Annotated in this window: 17 protein-coding genes; 9 read left to right on the top strand and 8 right to left on the bottom strand. The window is 67.9% G+C overall.

The genetic code is table 11. The features are described 5' to 3' along the window. Positions 1–25 precede the first annotated feature (25 nt). On the bottom strand, positions 26–493 hold the full coding sequence (locus tag L3V85_RS36480; RefSeq protein WP_237677404.1) for a hypothetical protein: 468 nt from the start codon (positions 491–493) through the stop codon (positions 26–28). A gap of 186 nt (positions 494–679) precedes the next feature. Here L3V85_RS36480 and L3V85_RS36475 point away from each other — a divergent pair, with 186 nt between their 5' ends. Then, positions 680–1,399 (top strand): MgtC/SapB family protein, encoded by a 720-nt coding sequence (locus tag L3V85_RS36475; protein WP_237677403.1) that lies wholly within the window; start codon positions 680–682, stop codon positions 1,397–1,399. 9 nt (positions 1,400–1,408) lie between these two features. On the opposite strand, the gene L3V85_RS36470 is transcribed toward L3V85_RS36475, so the two are convergent. From L3V85_RS36470 to L3V85_RS36455, 4 genes are all read right to left on the bottom strand, one after another. Further along, a complete protein-coding gene (locus L3V85_RS36470; protein ID WP_237677402.1) occupies positions 1,409–5,782 on the bottom strand; it encodes a DEAD/DEAH box helicase in 4,374 nt (1,457 codons plus the stop codon). A 99-nt stretch (positions 5,783–5,881) separates the two neighbouring features. After that, the gene (locus L3V85_RS36465; protein ID WP_237677401.1) at positions 5,882–6,859 is read right to left on the bottom strand and encodes a succinylglutamate desuccinylase/aspartoacylase domain-containing protein; all 978 of its coding nucleotides are present in this window, start codon (positions 6,857–6,859) and stop codon (positions 5,882–5,884) included. Next, positions 6,856–7,836, bottom strand: coding sequence for a Bug family tripartite tricarboxylate transporter substrate binding protein (locus tag L3V85_RS36460; protein ID WP_237677400.1), 981 nt, complete (start codon positions 7,834–7,836; stop codon positions 6,856–6,858). The genes L3V85_RS36465 and L3V85_RS36460 overlap by 4 nt, the downstream gene beginning before the upstream one ends. Positions 7,837–7,935: 99 nt before the next feature. Further along, positions 7,936–8,829 (bottom strand): LysR family transcriptional regulator, encoded by an 894-nt coding sequence (locus tag L3V85_RS36455; protein ID WP_237677399.1) that lies wholly within the window; start codon positions 8,827–8,829, stop codon positions 7,936–7,938. Positions 8,830–9,206: 377 nt separating this feature from the next. Here L3V85_RS36455 and L3V85_RS36450 point away from each other — a divergent pair, with 377 nt between their 5' ends. Continuing rightward, positions 9,207–9,554 carry a phage integrase family protein gene (locus L3V85_RS36450; RefSeq protein WP_237677398.1) on the top strand — a complete coding sequence of 116 codons (348 nt, stop codon included), beginning with the start codon at positions 9,207–9,209 and terminating at the stop codon, positions 9,552–9,554. 123 nt (positions 9,555–9,677) lie between these two features. Here L3V85_RS36450 and L3V85_RS36445 read toward each other — a convergent pair whose 3' ends face one another. Next, a complete protein-coding gene (locus L3V85_RS36445) occupies positions 9,678–10,223 on the bottom strand; it encodes a tannase/feruloyl esterase family alpha/beta hydrolase (RefSeq protein WP_237677397.1) in 546 nt (181 codons plus the stop codon). Between the two features lie 180 nt (positions 10,224–10,403). Between L3V85_RS36445 and L3V85_RS36440 the strand changes: the two genes are divergently transcribed. Beyond that, positions 10,404–11,126 carry a response regulator gene (locus L3V85_RS36440; RefSeq protein ID WP_237677396.1) on the top strand — a complete coding sequence of 241 codons (723 nt, stop codon included), beginning with the start codon at positions 10,404–10,406 and terminating at the stop codon, positions 11,124–11,126. A 1-nt stretch (position 11,127) separates the two neighbouring features. Beyond that, a complete protein-coding gene (locus L3V85_RS36435; RefSeq protein ID WP_237677395.1) occupies positions 11,128–12,567 on the top strand; it encodes an ATP-binding protein in 1,440 nt (479 codons plus the stop codon). Between the two features lie 14 nt (positions 12,568–12,581). Here L3V85_RS36435 and L3V85_RS36430 read toward each other — a convergent pair whose 3' ends face one another. Further along, positions 12,582–13,121 (bottom strand): hypothetical protein, encoded by a 540-nt coding sequence (locus L3V85_RS36430; RefSeq protein ID WP_237677394.1) that lies wholly within the window; start codon positions 13,119–13,121, stop codon positions 12,582–12,584. A gap of 281 nt (positions 13,122–13,402) precedes the next feature. On the opposite strand from L3V85_RS36430, the gene L3V85_RS36425 reads away from it, so the two are divergent. From L3V85_RS36425 to L3V85_RS36405, 5 genes are all read left to right on the top strand, one after another. Further along, complete coding sequence (locus tag L3V85_RS36425) at positions 13,403–13,849, top strand: tripartite tricarboxylate transporter TctB family protein (RefSeq protein ID WP_237677393.1); 447 nt, start codon at positions 13,403–13,405, stop codon at positions 13,847–13,849. A gap of 13 nt (positions 13,850–13,862) precedes the next feature. Beyond that, positions 13,863–15,389 carry a tripartite tricarboxylate transporter permease gene (locus L3V85_RS36420; RefSeq protein ID WP_237677392.1) on the top strand — a complete coding sequence of 509 codons (1,527 nt, stop codon included), beginning with the start codon at positions 13,863–13,865 and terminating at the stop codon, positions 15,387–15,389. 162 nt (positions 15,390–15,551) lie between these two features. Beyond that, complete coding sequence (locus tag L3V85_RS36415) at positions 15,552–15,974, top strand: tripartite tricarboxylate transporter TctB family protein (protein ID WP_337250106.1); 423 nt, start codon at positions 15,552–15,554, stop codon at positions 15,972–15,974. Positions 15,975–15,984: 10 nt separating this feature from the next. Further along, positions 15,985–17,484, top strand: a complete 1,500-nt coding sequence (locus L3V85_RS36410) for a tripartite tricarboxylate transporter permease (protein WP_237677390.1) — start codon at positions 15,985–15,987, stop codon at positions 17,482–17,484. Between the two features lie 146 nt (positions 17,485–17,630). Beyond that, positions 17,631–19,349 carry a thiamine pyrophosphate-dependent enzyme gene (locus L3V85_RS36405; RefSeq protein WP_237677389.1) on the top strand — a complete coding sequence of 573 codons (1,719 nt, stop codon included), beginning with the start codon at positions 17,631–17,633 and terminating at the stop codon, positions 19,347–19,349. 2 nt (positions 19,350–19,351) lie between these two features. Here the strand turns inward: L3V85_RS36405 and L3V85_RS36400 are convergent, their stop codons facing one another. Beyond that, the gene (locus L3V85_RS36400) at positions 19,352–21,340 is read right to left on the bottom strand and encodes a hybrid sensor histidine kinase/response regulator (protein ID WP_237677388.1); all 1,989 of its coding nucleotides are present in this window, start codon (positions 21,338–21,340) and stop codon (positions 19,352–19,354) included. Between the last annotated feature and the right edge of the window lie 2 nt (positions 21,341–21,342).

The raw sequence follows: 21,342 nt of genomic DNA, 5'->3' as shown, positions 1-21,342 counted from the left end.
CAAGCCTCCGCCTAGCCGGACGCGATCAGCTGTCTTTGACCAAACCGGCCGAAAGACCCGCGCCAGCGGCGGCACCGGCACCGGCGATGACGGAAGCGCCAGCGGCCATCCCTCCGCCGCCGGCCGCCAGCGCTCCTCCGCCCACGGCGGCCAAAGACGCATTGGCCAGGGCTGCGCCTGATAGCGAACTGATGGCCGTGCCCGTGCTCGCGGCGCCGAGCAGGCCGGCGCCGCCGGCCGTCGCGGCAAGCGCGGGTGCGGCAATGAAAGCCGCTCCACCCGTGACCGCGGCTCCGCCCAACACCAGCAGCGTCTTGCCCGGGTTCTCGACCACGACGTCCACGGCGTCTCCCACGACATCGATTGCGCCGTCGAACACGCTGCCGGCGGCGTCTCCAATGCCGCTCACGACATCGGCAGCGCCGCTTGCCACGCTGCCAACCGCATCGACTGCGCCGTCGAACACATCACTCACGAAATCCAAGAAACCCACGACTCTTCTCCTGCTTGTATGGACTGAAAACTTTGTCCCTCGACTGTAGCGTCGCGTCGACCCATGCCAGTTTGCGCCGACGCCCGCTAGCTCTTCTTCAGGACTGCGGCTTTCGCGGCGCACTCTTACGGCCGATGAAGCGGCACTCCGATGCGCCTGGTGCATGGCCACCCGCAGAGTTGCACCATGCAAACCTCTGTCCTTCTCCCCCATGGTGAAACGCTGCTGCGTCTTCTCGTCGCCGCCGCCCTCGGCAGCCTTGTCGGCCTGGAGCGCGAGCGATTGCTTTGGGCCGCGGGCATCCGCACGCACATGCTGGTGAGCGTCGGCGCCTGCCTGTTCATGCTGGTCTCGGCATACGGCTTCGCGGACAGCCTGCGCGGCGAGCATGTGGTGCTCGACCCGTCGCGCGCTGCCGCCCAGGTGGTCTCGGGCATCGGCTTCCTGGGCGCGGGCGCGATCCTGGCGCGTGGAGAGATCGTGCGTGGGCTCACCACGGCAGCCAGCATCTGGACGGTGGCCGCGATCGGGCTCGCGGTGGGCGGCGGGCTCTACTTTCCCGCCGCTGCCTCGACGGTGATCATCCTCGTGATCCTGGCGGGGATCAAACCGCTCGAAGAGGCCTATCGCGCCCGCAGCCAGAGCTGCCGCCTGGGCGTGGTCGCGGACCACGGCGCGGTGAGCCCCGAGACGCTGGAGCGCGGCCTGGGCATCCAGCCCGCGCGGCTGCGGCGCTTCCTGGTGGCGGTGCAGCCGGGCGGTCGGCTGGACGACATCACGGTGCAGTTGGTGCGCGTGTCATCGGCCGACATCGAGAGCTTCGTGCAGCGCCTGCAGCAGCAGCCTGGCGTGCGCTCCGTCGAGGTCATGACGCGTGGCGGCGGCCATGGCACCGAGGTCAACTGAGCCCGCGGATCATCCAGGCTGCAGTGCGGCCAGCTCCGAGAAGCGAAGCGGCGCGTCCAGCGACAGCGCGCGCAGGGCGGACTGCTTTTGCGCGGCATCGAGCGCCACCAGCATCGTGACTTCCCCGGCCACGCTGGTGGCGACCGGCACGCCGTCGAGGTACGCCACGCGCGATCCCGGCACGCGCGGCGCCTTCGCGCCGGGCATGAGCGTGCCCAGCAGGTTGGCCGGATCGCTGGCCGCGAGTGCGACCAGTTCGCCGCTGCCCGGCTGGCGGCGCAGCTGCCGCATCGACGCGACCGCTTCGGGCAGCGCGAACTGCTCTCCGGACACGCCCGCAATGAAGCGCCCACCACGGATCTCGCCGCGCGATTCCAGCCGCCGGCATACGCGCACCAGGTCGCGCCACGGCGCAAGCCATGCGGCCTCGCGCTCCAGCAGGCGCCAGCAGATCACGCCGTAGCGGCGCAGCAGCACACGCACGACCTGCTCGATCGCCTCCGCGGAACTGGCCGCCATGGCTTCGGTGGCGGCGGGCGGGCGCACCAGCGTCCAGCGACCGGCATCCTCGATGCCGAAGAGCGGAGCGCGGCGGCGCCGCCGCGCATCGGCCGAGGCGCGCTTGGACGCCGGCACCAGCAAGGCACGCAAGCCGGCGTAGCTGTCGCAGCGCGCCCGACCCCTGGCGACCAGTTCGGTCAGCGCTTCTTCGATCTCGACCGGCAGCAGCCGCGTGCCGGCCGCGATCTCGTCGAAGAAGCAGGCGCCGTGCTGCGCGAGATGCGCGGCCACGCGCGCGGCGCGCGAGCCCAGGTGTTCGTCGTCGACCGGGGGCGGAGCGAGCGTGGTCCACAGCGCGGCGCTGCGACGCGGCAGCAGCACGACCGGGGTGGCGCGCAGCGACACACTGCCCGCGCCCTTGCGGCCCTCCGTGGCGTTCGGCCGCAGCCGTGTCCACAGCACGCGACCCGCGGTGCACAGGTCGTCGAGCCAGGCACCGGCGTAGTCGGCCACCCGGGCAGGCAGCAGCTCGGACTCCCACAATGGCGCAGGCGCCTCGTAGCCTTCGAGCTGCGACAGGATGCCCGAAAGCGCCTCCGGGCCGCGCACACGCGCGGCCGCGCCGATGTGTTGCCACGCGAACAGAAAGCGCATGAAGTCGCGCGGCTCCACAGGTTCGATTTCGCGGCGCAGGCGCTTGAGCGTGTAACGGTGAATGCGGGCCAGCAGATGCCGCTCGCACCACTCGAGATCCGCAGCGCCCGGCGTGAAGCGGCCCTGCAGCACGCTGCCCTCGGTTTGCAGCGCAAGCAATGCGCGCTCGACGTCGGCAGGCTGCAGGAACAACGGCGCGGCCAACTGTTCCACCGTGACGGGACCCAGGCCGCCGAGGCGCGAGCGCAGCAGCTCCCGCAGCGCGGCTTCGCGGTCCGTCGGCTGCTCGACATCGGCGGGCGGCGTGATCGCGGGTTGGATGGGCGCATCGGGCGCGACGGCCTGCAGCAGCCGAAGCCGTTCGGCCGTCACCCACAGGCCGCGGGCGGCGCGCCCCTTGCCTTCGCACAGCAGGCGCGTGGCGCGGCCCGCCTTCGCGAGCGTTGCGAGCCAGGGCTTCCAGTCTCCCTGACAGGCCGCCTCGTCGTCGCTCAGGGCGCCGAGCATGCCCAGTGCCTCGTGCATCTCGTCGGCGCTGCGAGGTTGCGGCCACGCTTCCTCGCGCACGCTGGCGATGGCATCGGCGTCGAGCTGCCCGATGTCGTCGGCGCTTTCGGGGTCGGTGTAGCGGCGGTTCTGAACGGCCTGCGTCCGGCGCTCTTCCAGCGGCGCGTCGTCGAGAAATGCGTAGGGGCGTGCGCTCAGCGCTTCCATGGCGAGCGGCGACGGCGCGGGCAGGTCGCGTGCGATGACCCTCACCTCGCCGGACTCCATGCGGCGCAGCAGCGAGAGCCAGCCATCAGCATCCATCGCGTCGTGCAGGCAGTCGTCGAGGGTCTGCGCGACCAGCGGATGCTCGGGAACATCGCGTTCGCCGACGATGTTCTCCGCGCATGCCACCTGGTCTGGAAACACGGCCGCCAGCAGATCTTCGGAGCGCATGCGCTGCAGCTGCGGCGCCACCTTGCGCCCGCCGCTGAAGCGCGGCAGCGCCAGCGCCGTGGTCGCGTTCCAGCGCCAGCGCACGTTGAACAGTGGCGCGTCGAGCAATGCCTGTACCAGCACGTGCAGCGCCGAGGACGAATGCAGATAGCGCGCGACCTCGTCAAGCGGAAAACTGTGGCTGGTGGACAGCGACAGCACGATCGCATCTTCCGTCGCCGCGGCCTGCAGCTCGAAGTTGAAGGTGCGGCAAAAGCGCTTGCGCAGCGCCAGCCCCCAGGCACGGTTGAGCCGGCTGCCGAAAGGCGAATGAATCACCAGCTGCATGCCGCCCGAGGCGTCGAAGAAGCGCTCCAGGATCAGCGTGCGCTGCGTCGGCAACGTGCCGAGCACCGCATGCGCATGGGCCAGGTGTTCGACGATCTGGCGCGCGGCTTCTTCGTCGAGGCCGAAGGTCTGCGTCAACAAACGCATGGCGGCGTCACGGCCACCAGCTTCCAGTGCTTGCGCCACTTCCGCGCGCAGCCGCGACACGCCGTGCGACAGCTCGTCGCTGCGCCCCGGCGCCTCGCCGAGCCAGAACGGGATGTTGGGCGCGACGCCGTGTGCGTCTTCCACCCGCACGCGCCCCGGCTCGATCTTCAGGATGCGGTAGCTGGTGTTGCCGAGCTGGAACACGTCGCCCGCCAGGCTCTCGATCGCGAAGTCTTCGTTGACCGTCCCGATCTTGTCGGCCTGCGGCTCCAGCACCACCGTGTAGTCGCCGGTCTCGGGAATCGTGCCGCCGGAGGTCAGCGCTGTCATGCGCGCACCCTTGCGTTCGCGAAGCAGGTGATTCACCGCGTCGCGGTGCACATGGCCCGCGCGTTGGCCCTGTGGCGTGGCGAAGCCCTCGGACACCATGCGCACCACGTCCATGTAGCTCTTGCGCGTGAGCTGCGCGTATGGCCAGGCACGGCGCACCAGCGTGAAGAGTTCTTCCTCGTTCCATTCGCGGCAGGCGGTCTCGGCCACGATCTGCTGGGCCAGCACGTCCAATGGCGCAGGCAGTATGCGCAAGGCGTCGAGTTCGCCGCGGCGGATGCAGTCGAGCAGGGCGGCGCACTCGACCAGTTCGTCGCGCGACTGCGGAAAGAGCCGTGCTTTCGGCACCCCGCCCACCGCATGGCCCGAGCGCCCCGCGCGCTGCAGGAACGTGGCGATGGCGCGCGGCGAACCGATCTGGCAGACCATATCGACGTCGCCGATGTCCAGGCCCAGCTCCAGCGAGGCCGTGGCCACCAGCACTTTCAGCGCACCGCGCTTGAGGCGCTGCTCGGCGTCGAGCCGCGTCTCCTTGGACAGGCTGCCATGGTGCGCGGCCACGGCCTCCTTGCCGAGAATGTCGCCCAGGTGCCGCGCTGTGCGCTCGGCCATGCGCCGTGTGTTGACGAACACCAGCGTGGTCTTGTGCAGCCACACGAGTTCGGCCACGCGGGCATACACCTGCGTCCACTGGCCGCCCGACATGACGGCCTCCAGTGGCGTCGGCGGCAGCTCGAGCGCCAGGTCGCGCTGCTTGGCATAGCCGATGTCCACGACCGCGCAGTCGGCCGTGCCATCCGCGCGCAGCGCGCCCGCACCCACCAGAAAGCGCGCCACCTCGTCGATGGGCTTCTGCGTGGCGGACAGCCCGATGCGCACCGGTCGCACGCCTGAATGCGCCAGGCACCGCGCCTGCAGCCGCTCCAGCGACAGCGCGAGGTGGCTGCCGCGCTTGCTGGCGGCGACGGCATGGATCTCATCGACGATCACGCTGCGCACCGTCCCGAGCATTCGCCGGCCCGATGTCGAACCCAGCAGCACGTAGAGCGATTCCGGCGTGGTCACCAGCACATGCGGCGGCCGGCGCAGGCTCTGCTGGCGTTCGCGCTGCGGCGTGTCGCCGGTGCGCACGGCGGTGCGGATGTCGACATCGGGCAGCCCGAGCGCCGCGAGTTCGGCGCGGATGCCCGCGAGCGGCGCGTCCAGGTTCAGGCGGATGTCGTTCGACAACGCCTTCAGCGGCGACACATAGACGACCGCCGTTTCGTCGGGCAGCCCGCCGGGTTCGAGGCCTCGGCGCACCAGTTCGTCGAGCGCCGCGAGAAATGCGGTCAGTGTCTTGCCGGAACCGGTGGGCGCCGCCACCAGCGTGTCGCGCCCGGCCCGGATCGCCGGCCAGGCCTCGGCCTGGGCGGACGTGGGGCTCGGGAAGGTTCGCAGGAACCACCGGGCGACGGCGGGATGGAATGAGTGCAGGGGCACGGGAACAAAGGCTACGGCAGGCGCCTGGCGAGTGCAAATGCGGCACGCGGCAGGTATTGGCTGAAGAGATCGGGGCGTTGCGCCCGATCTCAACCCGACTCAGAGCAGCCGGCGGCGCGCGTACCGGACCACCGTCACGCCGGGTCTGGCCTGGCGGGTCGAGGGCATGACGAGAACGCAGTCGTCATAGGGTGTGGCCACGGGCTCGCCCTCGTTCCAGCCGATCACGGTGCCGGCCTGCGCGATCACCTCCAGGCCGATGAACGGGCGGGCGAAGCGGAAGTCCTCGCCGCGCGCAACCACCGGGCCGGTGACGTCCAGCGCCCATTGGCGCGGCGCATCGGGCTGCAGCCAGCCGGGCAATGCCTTGGCAATGGCTGCGTCGTCGAGCGTGCCTGCTGCGCGCAGGAAGCGGGCGCACTGGTCCTGCGCAACGGTGCGGCTGGCCGGGTCGCCATGAAAGCCGCATTCGACCAGCAGCGCCAGTGCATCGCTGCGCGAGTCGGCGTCGGGCGCGCCGAAGCGGCCGAAGTCGCGCATGCGCACGCCGTCCTTGTGGCCCGCGTCGATCACGATGTGCTCGGGGCTGCGCAACTGCCGCGCCAGCGCGAGGTTGCGCGGCTGCATGCCGGTGAGCGTGAGCGGAGCGGAGGGCTCGTGCATCGAATGCAGGTCGAGCAGCCAGTCGGCCTGCGCCACGTGCGGCTCCAAGGCCGCGGCGCGGCGGCGTTCGCGCGTGCCGCCGGCCTCGAGGCGGTCGACGGACCACTGGCGATTGAGGTCCTCATCCACGAAGCGCGAGGCGTCGGTATCGGCCGGGTCGAAGCTGTCGAAGGCCTCCAGGTTGCAGAAGGCCAGCGTCAGGCTGCCGCGCTGCGGGCGCACGGCGGCGTCCAGCAGGCCCTTGAGCGCCCAGGCGCCGCACACTTCGTTGCCGTGCACCAGCGCGCTGATCATCACGCGAGGGCCGGCCTGACCGGAGTCGAAATGCCAGACGCCCTCGGTGCCGCTGTTGCCGGCGCGCCAGGCGGAAATGTCGGGGGGGAGAAGTTCGAATGTGGACGCGGACAAGCTCATTCCTTGATGTTGGCGAATTGCACGATGTTCCGGTATTTGGCGGTTTCAGCGGCCAGGAAGCGCTCGATGTCCAAGGGCGCCAGTGGGACGACCGAGCTGGTGGCCTCCATCTTCCGGCGGAAGTCGGGCGACTGCAGCGTCTCGTCCAGCGCTTTTCTCAGGCGCGCCACCACCGGCTCCGGCATCTTCGCAGGGCCCATCAGCGCAAACCACACGCCGATGTCGATGCTCTTCAGTGCCGGCGTCTCGCCCAGCGCCGGCAGGTCGGGCGTGATGGCCGAGCGCTTGGCCTCCGTGGTGCCCAGCGCCACCATCTTGCCGCTGCGAATGTAGGGCAGCGCGCTCGACAGCACGAACACGCCGAAGTCGATGTTGCCGCCCAGCAGGTCGTTGGTGAGCGGCGCCACGCCGCGATAGGGCACGTGCGTCATGGCAACGCCCCCCTGTTGCTTGACCATCTCGCCGGCCAGGTGCAGCGAGGTGCCGACGCCCGAGCTGCCGTAGCTGTACCTGCCTGGGCTCTTCTTCAGCAGCGCAAGGAACTCGCCCGCGTTCTTCACGCCCGCCGCCGGTGCCGCCACCAGCACCAGTGGCTGCGAGGCAATCAGGCCGATCGGGGTGAAGTCCTTCGGTTCGTAGCGCACGCTGGCATTCACCAGCCTGCTGATGGCGATCTCGTTGTTGGCTCCCACGAGCAGCGTGTAGCCGTCGGGTGCGGCGTTGACCACCTTCTGTGCACCGATGACACCCCCGGCGCCGCCCACGTTGTCGACGATCACCGGCACGCCCAGGCGGTGCGACAGCTCCACCCCCAGCGCGCGTCCGGTCAGGTCGGTCGATCCGCCGGGCGGGTAGCCGACCACCAGCGTGATGGGCTTGCCGGGATAGGTGTCGGCCAGGGCGGGCGCCATGGCTGACACAGCCAGGCCGCACAGGCACCAGGCCAGAGAGCGGGTGAAAACACGGGGAAGATACATCGCGGCCTCAGGGTTGGAGAAGGAATCCGCGAATTCTGCGAAGCCGCGCCCTCGGCCGTGGTGCCAAGCTGGCACCAACCCGTGCTGATTGGATTCGGCTCAGCGTGTCCCCATGGCGCGCCAAACGTCTTCGGCCAGCGTGCCCAGGCGGCGCTTGGGCCTGTAGAGCCGCACCTCGAAGCGCACCTCCATGCGGCGGCCACCCGTGGGCACCAGACGGCCGGCCTTGCAATCGGCCTGCACCATCGACCACGGCAGCCAAGCCACGCCAAGGCCACGCAGCACGTACTCGTAGAGCGCGTCGGCCGAGTCGCATTCGATGTGGCGCTTCAGGCGTGGCGCATGCGGGTTGTGGGCCAGCAGATCTTCTACCAGGCGGCCCATGGCCAGCGTTCGCACATACGAGAGAAAGGGCACCTCGCCGGGCGCCTCGAAGCTGTGCGCCGGTCGACCTTGCGCATCGGCGCGCGACACCGGCACCAGCTTGTCGGACGCCACCGTGACATGCGCGAACTGCCGTCCGTCGAGGCGGAAGGTGAGTGCGGCGTGATGAAAGATCAGCGAGAAGTCGACTTCGTTATGTTCCAGCATGCGTACTGTCTCGGCCAACGCACCGGTCAGCACGCGCACCTCGCCGCCGCGCAGCACCGGCTGCAGCCGTACCAGCCAGTCGGCCATGACCGTGCGAGCGAGCGTACGGCCCGTGACCAGCGTTACCGTGCGGGCCTCGCGGCCGGCCACTGTGTGGATTTCCTCGCGCGCGCTGTCGACGCCGCGCACCATCTGGGTGGCGTTCTCCAGGAAGCTCTCGCCGGCCGGCGTGAGCGCCACCGGCGTGCTGGCGCGTTCGACGAGCGGCGTGCCCGCCCACGACTCCAGCGCCCGGATGCGGCGCCCGAAGGCCGGATGCGTCACGTGCCGCAGTTCGGCGGCGCGGGTGAAGCTGCGCGTCTGCGCCAGCACGATGAAGTCTTCCATCCATTTGAATTGCATGGCGCGGGGAGGGTCAGGTTGCCGGACGGTTCTGCGCCCAGCGGGGCGGGAATCATTCGATCGAATGGCCCCTCCCGCAGGGCGCGTCAGTATGCCGGACCCACATGCCAGCGTCGGCACAACGGCTCCCCGAGTCGACTGCTTCTGGCATGAGTATTCTGGTAAACCCTGTTCGTCTGCCGTACACGTGTCCGGATATTGGGCGCGCGATTTGTCTGAATGGTCGACACCAGCCGGCCGGAGTGCCAGGAATGTCCTTGTGGATCAACGCGTCGGCATCTGGCACGGCCCGTGCAAAGAAACAGGGATCCCCTGGCCGCGGGAGACCACCGTCACACGCGCGCCGGGGGCTGTCACACATCGCGCAGGGACACCGCATGGACACGCTTCAATCGCTCGACAACGCGCCGCAGGCACACGACAGTGTGGCCGCCTGGTTCGACCCCTTGTTGTCCGAACGACTTGAACAAGCGGGCTTCGGCACGCTGAGGCAGTTGGTGCAACGGATCAACGACACGGGAATGACCTGGTGGTATCCGGTGCGGGGCATCGGCGTCCGGCGCGCCGAGCGCCTCGTGCAATGGCTGCATGAACAGCAGGAGAGCACGGGCATGCAGGTGGACTTGCGCAACCTGCAGGCACACCGGCCCAGTCGCCACGCGCCGGGACGGCTCACCGGGCCATCACGATCTCCGTCGGACCACCGCCGCCTGCACTCTTCCTGAGCTTGACCGGAAGCACGCGCGGCAATGCCTCCGCGAAGTTGTCCGCCTTGCGCACGTTGAAGCTGTCGTTGAGGCGAAGCGCGGCGACCTCATGTCAGCTGCAGGTGTAGCTCGCGGCCGCGTTCACATCGCCCGCGCCGTTGTACCTGGGGTACTTCGGATACTGGCATACGGGCATGCTGCGGTTCGTTCCGCCAACGTGCAACGCCGTTCTCGACCCAACCCATGACGGCGGCCGATGAGGTTGTCGGTCGCGCCGTCGAGCGCATCGCATGCCGACAGCGCCGCAGCATAGGCCGCGCCGGTCTGGGCGGGGCTCAGCGCCGCCGGCGTGCCTGTGAACGATGCCGCGCGCAGCCACCCGCTGGTCTGCCCCGCCATGTCCATGGTCTCGCACCCCGCGACGATGCCGTCGAATTCATCGGGCCAGCGTTGCGCGGCGATGTAGGCATTGCGCCCGCCGTTGGAGCAGCCGTTGAAGTAGCTGTGGCTCGGCGCCTTGCCGAAGAACGCCTTCGTGACCGCCTTGCCGAAACGCACCGTGGTGCCGCCTGCGGCATAGGCGTAGTCGATGGCCGATTGGCGGCCGTCGTCGGTTCCGCTCGCCCACACCGCCGGCGCGGCCTGCTGCCTTCCGTGCGGGCGTTCGCCGAATTCCTTGCTGAACACGTGCCGCCGGCCGTGCAGTGGGCGAGTGTCTCCAACGCATCGCCCTCGATGGCATAGGGGCGTCGCCCGCTTCTGCGGGGGAGCCAGTTAAAAATGGTCCTGCGCCCGCGGCGCACTCGATCCATCGACCCGGTCACGGCGTCGCAGGGCCATGCTTCAACGCCCGTCCTCCCCTTGTCCATGCAAGCGATTGAACGAATTCTTGTCGTCGATGACGACGCCGACATCCGGCAATTGCTGTCGGACTATCTGACCCACGCCGGCTACAAGGTCGCGGCCGCATCGAGCGGCGCCGAGATGCACCGGCAACTCGGCCAGCAGTCGATCTCGCTGGTCGTGCTCGACGTGATGATGCCGGGCGAAGACGGGCTCTCGCTGTGCCGCGACCTGCATGCCAGGGGCGGGCCGCCCGTCATTCTTCTGACGGCGCGCGGCGCCTTGCTCGACCGCATCATCGGCCTGGAAATGGGCGCGGACGACTACCTGCCCAAGCCCTTCGACCCGCGCGAGCTGCTGGCGCGCATCAAGGTCGTGCTGCGACGCATCCACAGCTTTCCGCCCTCCTGCGAAGCGGAGCGGGCCACGACGGTGCGCTTTGCCGAATGGCAACTCGACACGCGCACGCATCAGCTGCTGTCGCCCAAACGGGTGGTCGTGCCTCTGGGCGGCTCCGATTACCGGGTGCTGCGGCTGCTGCTGCAGAACACCCATCGCACGCTGAGCCGCGACTTCCTCATCGAGCACGCGTTCGGCAAGGAGCGCGCGCCGTTCGACCGTGCCATCGACGTGTGCATCAGCCGGCTGCGCGTGAGCCTCGAAGATGACGCGCGCATGCCAAGGATGATCCGCACGGTGCGGCATGCGGGCTATGTGATGGCGGTCGATGCGGTCGAGGAGCACTGAGGTGGACGGCGACGGCGCGGCCGGGCAGGCGCGCTGGCGGCGCTGGCGGCCCTGGCCGGGGTCGCTGGGAGGACGGCTCGCGCTGATCCTCGTGCTGGGTATGCTGGCCGCGCAAGCCTTGACCAGCTCGGTGTGGTTCGACATGCGCTACCGCCATGCGATGGAGATGCCGATTCGCCTGGTGTCGATCCAGCTGGCCGACACCCTGCGCATCCTGCGGGGGCTGCCGCTGGAGTCGGTGCCGCAGACCCTGCCGCACCTGGGTTCCGACAGCTTCAGGCTCGCATTGCGCGACGGTCCGATGCCCGGCATGCCCCGCCCCGACAACACGCTGGAAGCCGTGCAGGACATCCTGAGCCAGTCGCTGAGCGACCGCCTGGGCAGCGGTGTCGACGCGACGCTGCTGTCGGCCGAACTGGCCGACGATGCCGGAAAGTCGGCGAACGTCTGGGCATTGCTGAATGCGCGCGAGCCGGTCGGGCATTTCCGCATCGCGCTGCAGTTACCCAGCCAGTCCCACCAGTGGATCGAGGTCATGGCGTCCGAAGCGCAGGGCGGCATCGAGGCCAAGCCCTTCAGCATCGTGGCCGACTACGTGCTGCGCATCTATGTGCTGCGCATCATGGTGTTCGTCGCGATTGCGCTGGTCGCGGTGCGCCTGGCGCTCAGGCCCTTGCGACGGCTGGCCGACGCGGCCGATGCGCTGGGCCGCGACCTGCACAGCCCGCCGCTGGCCGAAGGCGGTCCGCGCGAGGTTCGCCAGGCGGCGCGCACGTTCAACCTCATGCAGCGGCGGCTGATCCAGGACATCGGCGAGCGCACGCGCTTCCTGGCCGCGGTGTCGCACGACCTTCGCTCGCCCATCACTCGCCTGCGGCTGCGCGCCGAGTTCCTGCCGCCCGGAGAGATGCAGGACAAGTTCCGCAAGGACCTGGGCGATATGGAGTCGCTGATCGCCTCGACCCTGGATTACATCCGCGGCGAAGACCGCAGCGAGCCCCGGCAATCGGTGGACGTGAACAGCCTGCTGGCCGGCCTGCGTGCGGATTTCGAGGAGACCGGCGGGGTGGTCACGCTCCAGGGACAGGCGCGCGATCCGCTGCCTGCCTATGCCACCAGCCTTCGGCGTTGTGTGCAGAACCTGATCGAGAACGCGATCCGCTATGGCAGCGCGGCGCATGTCCGCATCGAGGACTCGGCGCAGGCATTGCGCATCCGCATCGAAGACACGGGGCCGGGCATTCCCGAGGCGTCGCTGGAGCAGGTGTTCGAGCCCTTTCTGCGGCTCGAGGAATCGCGCAACCTGGCGTCGGGCGGAACCGGCCTGGGCTTGTCGATCGCACGTTCGATTGCGACGGCCCATGACGGATCGATCACGCTGCGCAACCGCAGCGAGGGCGGCCTGGAAGCGCTGCTGATACTGCCCCGGCGCCCAAGGTAGCAGGAGCGCAGCCCTCACAGGTGCGCAAAGGTGGGCCACACGGGCAGCTCGAGGCCGAGCGCCACCACCAGGGCCAGGTAGCTGCCGAACACCAGCGCCGCGGCAAGGCCCGCGAAGATCCTTGGCCGAACATCCCGGCCCGCGAGCCAGACGGCAAAGCAGGCAACGTAGATGCCGCCGAACAGTCCGAGCGTGGGCAGTCCCGTCGCGGCCCACGCACCCAGCGCCGCGGCGAAGACAAGATTGCCGAGCAGTATCCAGAGCAGAGCCCGGCCGGTGCTCTTGAACGGCCCGACATACAACCGCCCGAGCGACAGCGATCTCAGGATGACGAGGTTGCCCGTGAGTGCGACGAGCAGGCCCGACAGCAGCGGCAGGTAGACACCGGCCCCCGGGATCGCAGGCGCGGCGTTGAAGACACTGGCGCCGCAGGCAAAGGAAATGCCGAAGGCGCTGAAGGCTGCGCCCGAGAGGAATTCGACCGGCCGATCGAAGCGCATGCCCTCGCCGGAACGCTCATGCGCTTCGGCGTTGTCGCAGGTTCGCACGCTCATGGGCGTGCGCAGTGGAAGTGTGTGATCGATGGCATCGGCAAGAACCGAATCTATCGCCGATGCGAAACGAACCGATGCGCGCGGCGCGCATGTCTTGCAATGCAATGTGTCGAGCGCGCGGTCCAACATATTGCAATACATATGGCCGCCGTCCAGGCATGGAGCCCCACCTAAGCTCGCGCCAGACCCATGCCGCGGCCTCGTCGCGGCGCGGGCTTCGCCGACGCTTCGCGCGTCGACCTGTTTCATCCCTAGGGTCCGAGGACTCCATTCCCCGCAACATGAAAATCACGAGAGACATTCACGACTTGATCGGAGGGCTGCTGATGGTGGCGGCCGGCCTGTTCTTCGCCCTCTACGGCAGTCGCTACAACTTCGGCAGCGCGTCTCGCATGGGCCCCGGCTACTTCCCGGTGGTGCTCGGCTGGACGCTGGCGGTGCTGGGCCTGCTGGTGGCGCTGCCCGCCTGGTGGCGCCGCGGTGCGGCCGTCACCGTGCAATGGGGCAACCTGGGCTGGACCATCGCCAGCCTGCTGGTGTTCGCCTGGACCTTGCCGCGCGTCGGCGTGGTGGTTGCTTCCGCACTGGCCGCGTTGCTGGCGCTGGTGCCTTCGGTCATGTCCTTGCGCACGCGGCTGATCGTCTGCGCCGTGGTGGCCGTGCTCACCACGCTGATCTTTCCCCTGGCTCTGCAAATGAGCCTTCCCATCTGGCCCTGGGGCAACTGACTCCCGACACGTCATGGACCTTCTCAGCAATCTCTGGCTCGGCCTGCAAGTCGCCGCCGAGCCCATCACGCTCGCTTACTGCTTCTTCGGGGTTCTCCTCGGGACTATCGTCGGCGTGCTGCCCGGCATCGGCGCACTGGCCGCCATCTCGCTGCTGCTGCCGCTCACGTATCACATGCCGCCGACCGCCGCGATCATCATGCTGGCCGGCGTCTACTACGGCTCGCAGTACGGCGGCTCGACGGCCTCCATTCTGTTGAACCTGCCGGGCACGCCGTCGTCGGCGGTCACCTGCCTCGACGGCTATCCGATGACCAAGAAGGGCAAGGCGGGTGTCGCGCTGTTCGTGACCACCATCGCCTCGCTGGTGGGCGCGATGTCGGGCCTGATCCTGCTCGTGCTGTTCTCGCCGGCCATCGCCGGCATCGGGTTGAAGTTCGGCCCGGCCGAGTTCTTCTCGATGATGGTGCTGGGCCTGGTCGCCGCGTCCTCCATGACCTCGGGCTCGCCGGCCAAGGGCTTGTGCATGGTGGTGTTCGGCCTGCTGCTGGGCATGGTCGGGACCGATGTGAATTCGGGTGTCGCGCGCTTCAGCTTCGACGTGCCCGAACTGATGGACGGCATCAACCTGATCGCACTGGCCATGGGGCTGTTCGGCGTCGCGGAGGTGGTGCGCTGCATCAACTCGGCGGAGACCAGCCAGCGGCCCGAGAAGGTCACGCTCAAATCGATGGTGCCCACGTCGGACGAGTTCAAGGCCACGATCAAGCCGATGGTGCGCGGTTCGGCGCTGGGTTCCGCCCTGGGTGCATTGCCCGGCGTCGGCCCCTCGATCGCGGCGTTCATGTCCTATGCGATCGAGAAGAAAGTGGCCAAGGACCCGAGCCGGTTCGGCCACGGCGCCATCGAGGGCATCACCGCCCCCGAGTCGGCCAACAACGCCTCGGCGCAGACCGCCTTCGTGCCTTCGCTGTCGCTGGGCATTCCAGGCGACGCGGTCATGGCGGTGATGATGGGCGCGTTGATCATCCACGGCATCCAGCCCGGACCGATGCTGATCACCGAGCAGCCGGCCATGTTCTGGGGCCTGGTCGTGAGCTTTGCCATCGGCAACATCATGCTGGTGGTGCTGAACCTGCCGACCATCGGTTTGTGGGTCGCGCTTTTGCGCATTCCGTTCGCATGGATGTATCCGGCCATCCTGGTGTTCGTCGCGCTCGGGGTGTACAGCGTGAACAACAACGCCTTCGACATCTATACGGTCGCGATCCTGGGGATCATGGGCTACGCGCTGATGGTGTTGCGCTTCGAGCCGGCGCCGCTGCTGCTGGGCTACATCCTCGGGCCGATGCTGGAAGAGCATCTGCGCCGCGCCATGCTGCTGTCGCGCGGCGACCCGACGGTCTTCATCGAACGGCCCATCAGTGCCGCACTGCTGGCCTGCACCGCGGCGATGCTGGCCTGGGCCGCGTGGTCCACGGTGCGCAAGACGGTGCGGTCCAAGCGCACGCTGGACGCCGCGCGTAGCGCGGCCGCATAGAGAACAGAAGGACAGGTACGTAGTTCCCCTTACGCGAGCGTCAGACAACGCTCAGGTTGGCGAAAGAGCATCCGTGCGTCCGGTTCAGTCCGGATGGAGACGGGGCCGCCGTGGAGTGATCCGCGGCGGTGACTTTGAACACAACCCAGTAAATCGGGAACTATGAAAAACAGGAACCTTGTCAGAGGACTCTTCCTCATGGCAATCGCGCTGGCCTTCGGCCTGACAGCGCTTCGCTACCCCATTGGAGATCTGAGTCGCGCAGGCGCGGGATTGTTCCCCGCCCTGATCAGCGCGATGCTGCTGGCCATCGGCGTGCTGACCGTGATCCGGTCGTTCTTCGTCGCACCGGTGAAGCTGGACTTCAATTTCAAGAACATCTCGCTCATCCTTGCAAGCCTCTGCGGGTTTGCACTGATTTCCACCTTTCTGAACATGATCGCAGGGATCATCTTCATGGTCTTCTGCTCGGCCTTCGCGGGCAGCTCGTATTCGTGGGTGCGCAACGTCAAGGTCTCGGCCGGCCTGATCGTGATGGCACTGGCGCTGCAGAAGCTCCTCGGCCTGAACCTCCCACTCTTCTGAGGCGACGATCGTGGAAGTCCTGAACAATCTCGCATTCGGCTTTTCGCATGCCCTGACATGGCAGAACCTGATGTTCTGCGCCATCGGCTGCTCGGTGGGCACCCTGGTCGGCCTGTTGCCCGGCCTGGGTCCGCTGGCAACCATCAGCCTGCTGCTGCCGTTGACCTATTCCATTCCGACGACCGGCGCGCTCATCATGCTGGCGGGCATCTACTACGGTGCGCAATATGGCGACAGCGTGAGTGCCATCACGATGAAGATCCCGCATGCCAGCAGCATCGTGGCCTGTATCGACGGCTACGCGATGACGCTCAAGGGGCAGACGGGGCTGGCGTTGTTCACGGCCGGCTTCTCCAGCTTCATCGGCGGCACGGTCGCCATCCTGGTGCTGACCTTTCTGGCGCCGGTGCTCGGCGAAGTGGCCTTCCTGTTCGGCCCCGCCGACTACGTCGCGATGATGCTGGTGGGCTTCGTGTGCGTGAGCTTCGTCACCACCGGCAGCCTGCTCAACGGCCTGGCCATGTGCATGATCGGCGTGCTGCTGGGAACGATCGGCACCGACGTCAACAGCGGCATGCAGCGTTTCACCATGGACCTGCCTTTCCTGGTGGACGGCGTCGGGATCGTGAGCATCGCGCTGGGCTGCTTCGGTATCGCCGAGATCACGAAGAACCTCGATTCGAAGGAAGAGCGTTCGCCTTTCAACGGCAAGATCAACCTCATTCCCACGCGTGAAGAGTTCATGCGGATCATCCCCAGCGCGCTGCGCGGCAGCGTGATCGGCTCCTTCCTGGGCATTCTGCCCGGCGGCGGCCCCACCATCGCGCAGTTCGCGGCCTACGCGATCGACAAGAAGGTCAGCAAGTACAAGCACGAGATCGGCTCCGGTTGCATCGAGGGCGTGGCCGGACAGGCTGCCGCCGACGAAGCGGCCGCGCGCACGAGCTTCATTCCGCTGATGAGCATCGGCATTCCCGAAAACGCCGTGATGGCGCTGATGCTGGCCGCCTTCATCATCAAGGGCATCCAGCCGGGACCGAACATGATCGCCAGCCACCCCGATCTGTTCTGGGGGCTGGTTGCGAGCATGTGGATCGGCAACGTCTTCCTGCTCGTGCTGAACGTGCCGCTGGTGCGCTATTGGCTGTCGGTGTTCAAGATTCCGTACGCCGTGCTGTTTCCGTCGATCCTGTTCTTCTGCTGCATCGGCACGTACAGCGTGAACAACAACCTGGAAGACGTCTTCATCACGGCCGCCTTCGGCTTCATGGGCTACATGTTCATGCGGCTGGAACTGGACGCGGCGCCGCTCATGCTCGGCTTCATTCTCGGGCCGATGCTCGAGGAGAATTTCCGCCGCGCGATGCTGCTGAGCCGCGGCAGCTTCGGAACGTTCGTCAACCGCCCCATCAGCGGCACGCTGCTGAGCCTGATCGCGATCTTCGTCGCGTGGCAGGTCGTTTCGTTCTTCTTCCAGGCACGCAAGAGAGTCGCCATCGAGGCGAAGTGATCTGGTGCCCGCACGGCCCCTTGCCGGGCCGATGCGGCGCCATCCTACCGATGCAGCCGACGCCTGCCGACGGCCTCGCTGCATCGTGGCCATAGGCTTCTGGAATCAGGTATCGGCCTGATGCAACGGATTCCAGGACCTTCCCCATGGCTCAACGCAAAGTCGCCGAACTCGTCGTCGAAACCCTTCAACACGCGGGCGTCAAGCATTGCTACGGCATCGTCGGAGACACGCTCAACCATGTCACCGACGCCATTCACCGCAGCGACATCGAGTGGGTCCATGTGCGGCATGAGGAAGCGGCGGCATTCGCCGCGGGCGCCGAGTCCTACCTGACGGGCGAGCTCACGGCCTGCGCCGGCTCGTGCGGGCCCGGCGGCCTGCATTTCATCAACGGCGTGTTCGAGGCCAACCGCAATCGCGCGCCCGTGGTGCTGATCGCCAGCCAGGTCGTCACGACCGAGCTCGGCATGGAGTTCCCCCAGGAGGTCGACTTCAAGTCGCTCTACGCGAACTGCACCGTCTTCTGCGAGCAGGTGTACTCGGCGCAGCAGGCACAGCGGCTCACCGCGCTCGCTGCACAGGCCGCGCTGTCGCGCAAGGGCGTGGCGGTGATCATCCTGCCGAGCGACATCGCGCAGACCGAGGTGAAGGATGGCCTGACGTACGCCGTGCATCGCGCCAGGCCGGTGCTGCGGCCCAACGATGCGGAGCTGTCGCAACTGGCGGCGCTGCTCGGCAAGGGGCGGAAGATCGCGATCTATGCCGGCCACGGCTGCGAAGGCGCTCACGAGATGCTGCTCGCGCTGGGGCAGTGCCTCAAGGCGCCGATCGCGCACACCTCGCGCGCCAAGGACTTCGTGGAGTACGACAACCCCTTCAACATGGGCATGACCGGCATCTTCGGCGTCGAGTCGGGCTACCGCGCCCTGCAGGAGTGCGACACGCTGCTGCTGCTGGGCGCCGACTTCGCGTGGAGCCAGTTCTACCCGGCCAAGGCCACCATCCTGCAGATCGACATCGACGGCAGCCACCTGGGGCGGCGCCATCCGGTGGCGCTCGGGCTGGTCGGCGATGTGGCGAACACCATCGAGGCGCTGATCCCGTTGCTGGAAGAGCGCACCGACCGGAGCTTCCTCGACGATTGCCTGCGGCACAGGAAAGAGGCGGTGGACACGCTGCGGCGCGACGAGCGGCCGGGCAAGGACGGCCGGATCCATCCGCAGCACCTCACACGCATCATCGACGAACTGGCGGCCGACGATGCGATCTTCACGGCAGACGGCGGCAGTCCGATGGTGTGGTCGCTGCGGCACCTGACGATGAACGGACGCAGGCGCACGCTCGTGAGCCTGCTTCACGGCACGATGGCCAACGCCATGCCGCAGGCGCTGGGGGCGCAGAAGGCCTACCCTGGCCGCCAGGTCGTTTCGCTTTCGGGAGACGGCGGCATCGCAATGCTGCTGGGCGACCTGATGACGGCCGTGCAGGAAAAGCTGCCGATCAAGGTGGTGGTCTACAACAACGCGAGCCTGAACTTCGTCGAGCTGGAGCAGAAAGTCGAAGGCCTGCTCGACAACTACACCGACCTGCTGAACCCCGACTTCGCGCGGCTGGCGGAGGTGATCGGCTTTTACGGGCAGAAAGTCGAACGCGCGGAGCAATTGCCCGGCGCGGTGCGTGCCTTCCTCGCACATCCCGGCCCCGCGCTGCTGGATGTGACGGTCAACCGGACCGAGCTGGTGATGCCGCCGAAGGTGGAGTTCAGCCAAGTCGCCGGCACCATGCTTTATTCGGCCAAGGCCGTGCTCAGCGGCCGTTCCTCGGACGTCGTCGATCTGCTCAAGAACAATTTCACGCAGTAGCGTCAGCCTGGCGCGGCATGGCCCGCGACCAGTGCGACCAGGGCATGCGGCTGCAGCGGCTTGCCAAGGTGCGCGTCGAATCCCGCCTCCGTGGTCTTCGCAAGATCTTGCGGACGGGTGAAGGCTGTGTGGGCAATCGAGAAGAGCCTGGGCTTGCCGAGCGTGCGCTCGCGCTGCCGTACTTCGCGGATCAGGTCGTAGCCGTCGCGGCCCGGCAGGCCGATGTCGCTGATCAGGACATCGGGCCATTTCTGATCGAACAATTGCAGCGCGCCTTCGACATCGAGGGCCAGGCGGACGGTGGCGCCGGCGTCCGCCAGCACCACGGTGATGATCTCGCTCGCGTCCGCGTTGTCCTCTACCAGCAGCACGTCGAGGCCGTGAAGCGTGCGGTCGGTGACTGCCGCGGCGCCGCCGGCGCGAGAGTCCAGCGCGTCGACAAGCAGCAGCGGCGTGTCGTCCGAGGGAATGACCCCGAGCGTCACGCGCAGCGTCGCACCCAGGCCCTCGCCCTCGCTGTGGGCCGACACGCTGCCGCCATGCAGCTCCGCGAGGTTCTTGACGATCGACAGGCCCAGCCCGAGCCCGCCGTGCAACCGGTTGTCGGGGGAGTCGCTCTGGGAGAAGCGGTCGAACAGGTGATGCAGGAAGTCCGCACGAATGCCGCGCCCGAAGTCCTGCACCGACAGGTGCAGCATGTGGTCTTGCCGCTGCAGCTGGATCAGGATGCGTCCGCCCTCGTCGGAGAACTTGATGGCATTCGACAGGAGGTTCCAGACGATCTGCTGGAACCGCGTGGCATCGAGCCATGCCGGCGGATCGGCCTCCTGCCGGTCGAACAGGATGTTCAGCCGCTTGGCGGCCACCGGCGCCATCAGCGCCTCGATCGCAGCGCTCACCAGGCTGCGCGGCTCGGCCCATTCGCGGTGAAGGCGCAGCTTTCCCGAACTGATGCGCGACACATCCAGGATGTCGGCGATGAGCCGCGTCTGCGCCTTCACGCTGCGGTCGATGGCGGTGAGCCCTTTTTCCATCTGCTCGGGCGTGCGACCGCCCGCCTTGAGCACATGCACCCATCCGCCGATCACATTGAGCGGGTTGCGCAGCTCGTGCGAAAGCACGGCCACGAAATCGTCCTTGGTCCGGCTCAGCCGCTCGGCGGCGACGCGGGCCGCCTGTTCGCGCTCCAGCACTTCGCGCCGGCGCGCCTCCAGCTCGAAGCGTTCCGACACGTCGAGCGCGATGCCCACGCGCAGGCCGGGCTCGATGTGGCCCGACATGGTCCATTCGAGCCGTATCCATGAGCCGTCGAGCCGCAGCAGCGGGAATTCGCCTGTCCATGGTGCCGAGGGGGGCTGCACGCCTTGCGTGTGGGTCTTCACGAAAGCGGTCCACTCGTCGGGCGCGAAGGCGCTGACCGGCTGGCCGACCAGGACCTCGCGCGACTGTCCGAGCATGGCCACCAGGGCCGGATTCACGTCGGCAAAGCACCCCTGGGCGTCGATCAGCGCGATGCCGGTGGGTGCATGGTCGTAGATGGCGCGAAAGCGCGCTTCGCTGTTGCGCTGCTTTTCTTCCGCCATGCGGGCGCGGATCAGGGCCTGCAGCGTGGCGATGAGGACCGGTGGCTCGACCGGGTGCACCAGATAGGCGTCGGCACCCGCATTGAGGCCGGCCACCTTGTCCTCGTTGCGCACGAAGGTCGCGGACAGGTGCACCACGGGCAGCGTGGCGGTCGAGGGCTTTATCCGCAGCTCGTGGCACACCTCGAAGCCGGTGAAATCCGGCAGGTGCACGTCGAGCACCACGGCGGAGATGTGCTGCGAGGCAAGTGCCAGCGCCTCGCCGCCGGTGCCTGCCTCGCGGGTCTGGAAGCCCGCCGCACGGATCGTTCGCGCGGTCGCATAGCGCGTCGTCGGGTTGTCGTCGACCACCAGCACCGTGTGGCGCGAACGGTCGATCGTGGTGTTGATCAGTGGTTCGGGCGGCATGG

The organism is Variovorax paradoxus (assembly GCF_022009635.1).
GTDB lineage: Bacteria > Pseudomonadota > Gammaproteobacteria > Burkholderiales > Burkholderiaceae_C > Variovorax.
This window is presented reverse-complemented; position numbering and strand designations above follow the sequence as displayed.

Coding starts and splice junctions, on each gene's coding strand:
- L3V85_RS36440 (WP_237677396.1), top strand. CDS start 10,404: ATGCAAGCGATTGAACGAATTCTTGTCGTCGATGACGACGCCGACATC.
- L3V85_RS36405 (WP_237677389.1), top strand. CDS start 17,631: ATGGCTCAACGCAAAGTCGCCGAACTCGTCGTCGAAACCCTTCAACAC.
- L3V85_RS36420 (WP_237677392.1), top strand. CDS start 13,863: ATGGACCTTCTCAGCAATCTCTGGCTCGGCCTGCAAGTCGCCGCCGAG.
- L3V85_RS36450 (WP_237677398.1), top strand. CDS start 9,207: ATGGACACGCTTCAATCGCTCGACAACGCGCCGCAGGCACACGACAGT.
- L3V85_RS36430 (WP_237677394.1), bottom strand. CDS start 13,121: ATGAGCGTGCGAACCTGCGACAACGCCGAAGCGCATGAGCGTTCCGGC.
- L3V85_RS36425 (WP_237677393.1), top strand. CDS start 13,403: ATGAAAATCACGAGAGACATTCACGACTTGATCGGAGGGCTGCTGATG.
- L3V85_RS36460 (WP_237677400.1), bottom strand. CDS start 7,836: ATGTATCTTCCCCGTGTTTTCACCCGCTCTCTGGCCTGGTGCCTGTGC.
- L3V85_RS36465 (WP_237677401.1), bottom strand. CDS start 6,859: ATGAGCTTGTCCGCGTCCACATTCGAACTTCTCCCCCCCGACATTTCC.
- L3V85_RS36455 (WP_237677399.1), bottom strand. CDS start 8,829: ATGCAATTCAAATGGATGGAAGACTTCATCGTGCTGGCGCAGACGCGC.
- L3V85_RS36400 (WP_237677388.1), bottom strand. CDS start 21,340: ATGCCGCCCGAACCACTGATCAACACCACGATCGACCGTTCGCGCCAC.
- L3V85_RS36415 (WP_337250106.1), top strand. CDS start 15,552: ATGAAAAACAGGAACCTTGTCAGAGGACTCTTCCTCATGGCAATCGCG.
- L3V85_RS36475 (WP_237677403.1), top strand. CDS start 680: ATGCAAACCTCTGTCCTTCTCCCCCATGGTGAAACGCTGCTGCGTCTT.